This window comes from Streptomyces sp. NPDC058157 (assembly GCF_042884105.1).
In the GTDB taxonomy this organism is placed as follows: Bacteria; Actinomycetota; Actinomycetes; order Streptomycetales; family Streptomycetaceae; genus Streptomyces.
The window spans coordinates 1-6,041 of record NZ_JBHVUQ010000311.1 but is presented as its reverse complement, the minus strand read 5'-3'; the positions used below and the strand labels follow the sequence as shown (position 1 = coordinate 6,041).

At 75.0% G+C, this 6,041-nt stretch carries 6 protein-coding genes; 1 reads left to right on the top strand and 5 read right to left on the bottom strand.

The genetic code is table 11. The annotated features are described in order from the left end of the window. The coding region (locus ACFVXK_RS36590) for an AraC family transcriptional regulator (RefSeq protein WP_389621088.1) at positions 1–149 on the top strand (149 nt) is incomplete at its 5' end. 4 nt (positions 150–153) lie between these two features. Here the strand turns inward: ACFVXK_RS36590 and ACFVXK_RS36585 are convergent. The 5 genes from ACFVXK_RS36585 to ACFVXK_RS36565 form a co-directional block, all read right to left on the bottom strand. Then, the gene (locus ACFVXK_RS36585) at positions 154–897 is read right to left on the bottom strand and encodes a GPR1/FUN34/YaaH family transporter (protein ID WP_389621085.1); all 744 of its coding nucleotides are present in this window, start codon (positions 895–897) and stop codon (positions 154–156) included. Positions 898–913: 16 nt separating this feature from the next. Further along, the gene (locus ACFVXK_RS36580) at positions 914–2,812 is read right to left on the bottom strand and encodes an amidohydrolase (RefSeq protein WP_389621082.1); all 1,899 of its coding nucleotides are present in this window, start codon (positions 2,810–2,812) and stop codon (positions 914–916) included. Beyond that, the gene (locus ACFVXK_RS36575) at positions 2,809–3,762 is read right to left on the bottom strand and encodes an alpha/beta hydrolase (protein ID WP_389621078.1); all 954 of its coding nucleotides are present in this window, start codon (positions 3,760–3,762) and stop codon (positions 2,809–2,811) included. The genes ACFVXK_RS36580 and ACFVXK_RS36575 overlap by 4 nt, the downstream gene beginning before the upstream one ends. Before the next feature lie 121 nt (positions 3,763–3,883). Continuing rightward, positions 3,884–4,714 carry an alpha/beta fold hydrolase gene (locus ACFVXK_RS36570; protein WP_389621075.1) on the bottom strand — a complete coding sequence of 277 codons (831 nt, stop codon included), beginning with the start codon at positions 4,712–4,714 and terminating at the stop codon, positions 3,884–3,886. Positions 4,715–4,775: 61 nt separating this feature from the next. After that, positions 4,776–6,041, bottom strand: a 1,266-nt coding sequence (locus ACFVXK_RS36565) for a dihydrolipoyl dehydrogenase family protein (protein WP_389621072.1), incomplete at its 5' end; no start/stop codon positions are given.

Genomic DNA, 6,041 nt, shown 5'->3' with positions numbered 1-6,041 from the left:
CCGTCGCCCAGCGCTGGGGGTTCGTCAGCCCCTCCCACTTCAGCCGGGCCTTCCGTGCCGCCTACGGCATGACGCCCCGCGAATGGCAGGCCGCCGCCCGCCACCGGTCGGCCGTGACGCCCGGCCCGGCGGACCGGGCGGCACGGTGACGGCTCACAGGGTGCGGCGTACGCCTGCCTGGCGCTCGATGTTGCGCAGCTGTACGGCGAGGTCGCCTTCCACGGCGTGGTGCGCGGGTCCGCTGCGGCCGATGGGCAGGACCTCCTCGCTGCGCATGTCCTCCAGCATCAGGGCGAAGGCGGCGTAGGCGGCGGCGAGCGCCACCAGGATGCCCAGGGCGCCCGCCGTACGCGTCGGCCATTCGGCCCCGGTGAGTCCGCCCAGGCCGGTGGCGGCCCAGCGGGGCAGGGAGACCACGAGGACCAGCCACAGGGCCCTCTTGGGCCGGGTCACCGCCGCCATGAGCGCCCCGAAGCACAGGAACGCCAGGTTGAAGACGCCCAGGACCCGGGTCCCGCCGGGTGCGCCGCTGCCCAGGACCAGGGCGTACGCGAGCCAGCTGCCGGCGAAGACGCCCATCAGGGTGGCCGCGATCACATCCCGGGCCTGGAAGGCCAGCACGCTGACGAGGAGTTGCAGGGCGAAGGCGGGCAGGACGCACAGGGCGACGGCCCGTCGGTCGGTGGGGTGCAGGAGGCCCAGTTGCAGGCAGCCGGACAGCACGGAGGCGATGGCCACCGTGAAGAAGCCGAGGGGCATCGGCGAGGCGATGGGGCGCAGGGTGATTCGGGTCATCGCCCGCAGGTCCGGTTCGAAGCGGCGCCCGTCTCCGGTTCCGGGCCCGGGTTCCTTCGCGGGCTCGGGTGCGGTGGGTTCGCCGGTGGGGTCGGTGCTCATCTGCCGTCCCTCCCGTTCAGTGCGCCAGGCACGGGTCGACGGGGTGGGCCGGCCCGGGCACGGGGTCGGTGCCGGTGCGGGCGGCCCGCCAGGCGCGGCGGCGTCCGGACTCGGCGACGGCTTCGGCCACGGTGTCGGCCTGCGCGGCGCCGTCGCCCCGGGCCGCGTAGCCGCCGAAGTGGGCCACCGGACTCCATGCCGGGGAGACGGGCGGTGCCTCCTCCTCGAGGCCCGCGTACTCCGCCGCCGCGTGCACGATGCGCCCGCCGACCACCGTGAGGACGGATTCGATGTCGGGGATGGTCTCGGCGGGGACGGTGAAGTAGTCGTGGGAGAGGACGGCGAGATCCGCGTAGCAGCCTTCGCGCAGTACGCCCTTGACGTCGTCCTCGCCGGTCAGCCGGGCTCCGCCCCGGGTGTACAGGTCGAGGGCCTGGCGCCGGTCGAGGAGGTTCGCGGGCGGGTGGAGGGGTGTGCCGCCGACGGTCCGCCCGGTGACGAGCCAGTGGAGCGCGACCCACGGGTTGTAGGAGGAGACGCGCGTGGCGTCCGTGCCGGCGGCGACGGTCAGGCCCCGGTCGAGCATGGCGCGGACCGGGGGCGTGCGGGAGGCGGCCTCGGCGCCGTAGCGGTCGAGGAAGACGCCGCCCTGGAAGGACATCCGGTTCTGCACGGACAGGGCCCCGCCGAGGGCGGCGATCCGGTCGAGGCTGTCGTCGCGGACCGTTTCGGCGTGGTCGAACAGCCAGCGGTTCCCGGCGGGGAACAGTCCTTCGGCGGCGAGCTTCTCGAAGACCGCCAGATCACGGCGGATGGTCTCGTCGTAGGTGGCGTGCAGCCTGAAGCCCCAGCCGTTCTCCGTCAGCAGCCGGACGGCCTGCTCGAACTCGGCCTCGTAGCCTTCGTCGAGGGCGGGGCGGGGTTCGGCGAAGTTCTCGAAGTCGGCCGCGGCCCAGGTGAGGTTCTCGCCGGCGCCGGCCAGGCGCAGCCACTCGTCGCCGTCGCCGGGACGGACGGTCTCGGTCCAGCGGCGCAGGTCGTCCAGTTCCTGGCCGGGCGTCTGCGGGAAGAGGTAGTAGGCGATGCGCAGGGTCAGTTCGCCCGAGCGGGCCAGGTCGGTGACGATGGCGTAGTCGTCGGGGAAGTTCTGGAAGCCGCCGGCGGCGTCGAGCGCCGAGGTGAGGCCGAAGCGGTTGAGTTCGCGCAGGAAGTGGAGGGTGGAGGTGCGCCGGTCGGCCTCGTCCAGGCGGGGCGCCTTGGCGAGGGTGGAGTACAGCACGAGGGCGCCGGGGGCGGCCAGCAGCACTCCGGTCGGTTCGCCGTCGCGGCCGCGTACGATCTGTCCGCCGCGCGGGTCGGGGGTCTCGCGGGTGAACCCGGCGGCGATGACGGCGGCCCGGTTCATCAGGGCCGACTGGTACAGGTGCAGGACGAAGACGGGGGTGTCGGGGGCCGCCGCGTTGAGCTCGGCGACCGTCGGCATGCGGCGCTCGGCGAACTGCTCGGGGGTCCAGCCGCCGACGACGCGGATCCACTGGCCCTTGGGGGTGCGGCCGGCCTGCTCGCGCAGCATGGCCAGGGCGCGGCGCAGGCTGCGCACGCCGTCCCAGCGCAGTTCCAGGACGTAGTTGAGGCCGCCTCGGATGACGTGCAGGTGCGAGTCGTTGAGCCCGGGGACGAGCCTGCGTCCGAGGGCGTCGACGACCCGGGTGGCGGGGCCGACGAGTTCGGCGAGCTCGTGGTCGTCGCCCAGGGCCACGATGCGGCCGGCGCGGACGGCGACGGCGCCGGCAGAGGGGCGGGCGGGGTCCCCGGTGTACACCTTGGCGTTGCGGACGACGAGGTCCGCGGTGGCGGGGCGCCGGTCCGGGGACGGGGTCATGCCGGCGACGGGCATGCTGGTGGCGGCGCTCATGCCAGGGCCTCCCGGAGGGTGTCGGCGGCCAGGCCGACGGCCAGGCGGGCGGCACGGGTGTCGCGCAGGGCGTCCAGCATCACGAAGTCGTGGAGGGTGCCCAGCACCCGCAGCGCGGTGACCGGGACGCCTGCTTCCCTCAGGCGGGAGGCGTACGCCTCGCCCTCGTCGCGCAGGACGTCGGCCTCGGCGGTGATGACGAGTGCGGGCGGCAGGCCGGTGAGCTGTTCGGCGGTGGCGCGCAGGGGCGAGGCGGTGGGCCGGGCGCGTTCGACCGGGTCGGTCGTGTACTGGTCCCAGAACCAGCGCATGGCGTCGCGGCGCAGGAAGTAGCCCTCGGCGAACTCCTCGTAGGAGCCGGTGTCGAAGGAGGCGTCGGTGACCGGGTAGAACAGCACCTGCGCGAGGAGGCGTACGTCGCCGCGTTCCTTGGCCATCAGCGTGAGGGCGGCGCTCATGTTGCCGCCGACGGAGTCGCCCGCGACGGCGATGCGGGCGGGGTCGAGGCCGTGGGCGGCGCCGTCGGTGGTGATCCACCGGGCGACCGCGTAGTTCTGCTCGATGGCGACGGGGTAGCGGGCTTCGGGTGAGCGGTCGTAGTCGGGGAAGACGACGGCCGCGCCGGCGCCGACGGCGAGTTCGCGCACGAGCCGGTCGTGGGTGCGGGCGTCGCCGAACACCCAGCCCGCGCCGTGGACGTAGAGGATCACGGGGAGGGGGCCGGTGGCGCCGTGCGGGCGGACGATCCGGGTGCGGACCTGGCCGGTCGGGCCGCCGGGCACGGTGATCCACTCCTCGTCCACGGGCGGCAGGTCGACGCCCTCGCCGCTCTGCACGTCCTCGACGGCTCTGCGGCCCTCGGCGACGGGGATCTCGTAGAGGAAGGGCGGCTTCGCGGTGGCGTCGGCGAACGCCTGGGCGGCGGCTTCCAGCACGGGGCGGTCGGGCATGGGGATTCCTTCGTCGGTCGGGTGCGGATGCGGGTTCCGGGCCGGGGACGGGCTCCGGGGTGGCGCCGGTGGCCGCTCCCGGGCGGGAGACGGCCACCGGCGCGCCGGCTGGGGTGCCGGCTCAGCCCAGGAAGGCGAGCAGGGCGGAGTTGACCTCGTCGGCGTGCGTCCAGAGCAGGCCGTGGGGCCCGCCGGGGACGACCTCCAGCTCGGCGCCGTCGATCAGGCGCGCCAGCGGGACGGCGGTGGAGTCGATGGGCAGGGTGCGGTCGGCGTCGCCGTGGATGATCAGGGTGGGGACGTCGATGCGGGGCAGGTCGGCGCGGAAGTCGGTCAGCCAGGCCTGGACGCAGTCGAGGGTGCCTTTGGCGGAGGCGGTGACGGCGACGTTCCAGCTCGCCTGGACGGCCTGCTCGCTGATCCGCTCGCCGCCGAGCACGTCGACGTTGTAGAAGTCGGCGAGGAAGCCGGTCATGAACGCGAACCGGTCGGCGCGGATGGCCTCCTCGATGCCCTTGAAGACCACGCCGTCGACGCCGGCCGGGTTGTCGTCGGTCTTCAGCAGGAAGGGCGGCACCACGCCGATCATCACGGCCTTGGCGATGCGCTCGGAGCCGTAGGTGCCGAGGTAGCGGGTCACCTCGCCGGTGCCCATCGAGAACCCGACCAGGACGGCGTCGCGCAGGTCGAGAGCGGTCAGCACCGCGTTCAGGTCGGCGGCGAAGGTGTCGTAGTCGTAGCCGTCGGCGGGCTGGTCGGAGCGGCCGAAGCCGCGCCGGTCGTAGGTGACGACCCGGTTCCCGGCGGCGAGGAGGGCGGCGGTCTGCTTCTCCCAGGACGCACCGTTCAGCGGCCAGCCGTGGATCAGCACGACCGGACGGCCCGTGCCGTGGTCCTCGTAGTAGAGCTCGACGGGCGCGGAGTTGCCCTCGGCGACCTTGATGTACGGCATGGATGTGCTCCTCTGTGTGTGAAGGTGAAGGTGAGGGTGAGGGTGAGGGGGGCGGGTGGGGTCAGAGGCCGTAGGCCTCCAGCAGGCGCAGCCAGACCTCGCCGACCGTGGGGAAGGCGGGGACCGCGTGCCACAGGCGGTCCAGCGGGACTTCGCCGACGAGGGCGACGGTGGCTGTGTGGATCAGTTCGGTGGCCATCGGACCGGTCAGGGTGCAGCCGAGGATCACGTGCCGGTCGGCGTCGACCACGAGCTTGGCGTGGCCGCGGTAGCCGTCGGCGTGCAAGGCCGCCCCGGCGACGTCGCCGGTACGGTATTCGGCGGTGCGCACCGTGAACCCCGCCGCGCGTGCCGCCCGTTCGGTCAGCCCGACGCTCGCCACCTCCGGGTAGGTGAAGACGGCCTGGGCGGCCGCCGTGCGAGCGGCGCCCGCGCTCCACGGCTGCCGGGGGCCGCCGTCCGCCGGCCGTCCCGCGGCGCGTTCCACGAGCGCGGCGGCGCAGGCCCGCGCCTGGTACTTGGCCAGGTGCGTGAGCTGTGCGCGGCCCGAGACGTCACCGATCGCGTACAGCCAGCCTCCGGGCACCGAGGTGACCCGGCCGGTGTCGTCGACCGGCAGCCGCGCCGCGGCGGACGCCGGGTGGCCGGGGACCACGTCCTCCAGGGCCAGGCCGGCGGTGCGGGGCCTGCGGCCCACCGCCACGAGCAGTGCGTCGCAGCGCAGGACGCCTCCGTCGTCGGTCTCGACGCTCACCTCGCCCGTGTCCGCGTCGCGGGCGACCGACAGGGCCGTGACCCCGAACCGGACGGCGGCGCCGTGGCCGGTCAGCCCGCGGGCGACCTCCTCGCCGGCGCAGGGCTCCCAGTCCGGCAGCAGTGACCGGCCGCGGACCAGGACGGTGACCTCCGCGCCCAGCGAGCGCCAGGCGGTGGCCGCCTCGCAGGCCACGACTCCCCCGCCGATGACGACGAGGCGGCCGGGCACCGCCTCGGCCGTGGTGGCCCGCTCGCTGGTCCACGCGCCGGCCCCGTCCAGCCCGTCGATGTCGGGCAGCACCGGTTCGGAGCCCGTGGCCAGCACCACGGCCCGCCGGGCCCGCAGCACGCGGGTCGTGCCGTCGGCCGCGGTGGCGTGCACCCGGCGCTCGCCGTCGATCCGGCCCCGGCCGCGCACCAGGACGGCGCCGGCCGCCGCGAGCCAGGCGGCCTGGCCGGTGTCGTCGCCGCGTCCGGTGAAGCGGTCGCGGCGGGCCAGGACGGCCGCCGGGTCGGGCGGACCGGTCACCGACTGGCGGGCCCCGTCGACCGCGCGGGCCGAGGCGAGGGC

Excerpts from the sequence above, each read along its gene's own strand:
- ACFVXK_RS36585 (WP_389621085.1), bottom strand. The coding sequence starts at position 897 with ATGAGCACCGACCCCACCGGCGAACCCACCGCACCCGAGCCCGCGAAG.
- ACFVXK_RS36580 (WP_389621082.1), bottom strand. The coding sequence starts at position 2,812 with ATGAGCGCCGCCACCAGCATGCCCGTCGCCGGCATGACCCCGTCCCCG.
- ACFVXK_RS36575 (WP_389621078.1), bottom strand. The coding sequence starts at position 3,762 with ATGCCCGACCGCCCCGTGCTGGAAGCCGCCGCCCAGGCGTTCGCCGAC.
- ACFVXK_RS36570 (WP_389621075.1), bottom strand. The coding sequence starts at position 4,714 with ATGCCGTACATCAAGGTCGCCGAGGGCAACTCCGCGCCCGTCGAGCTC.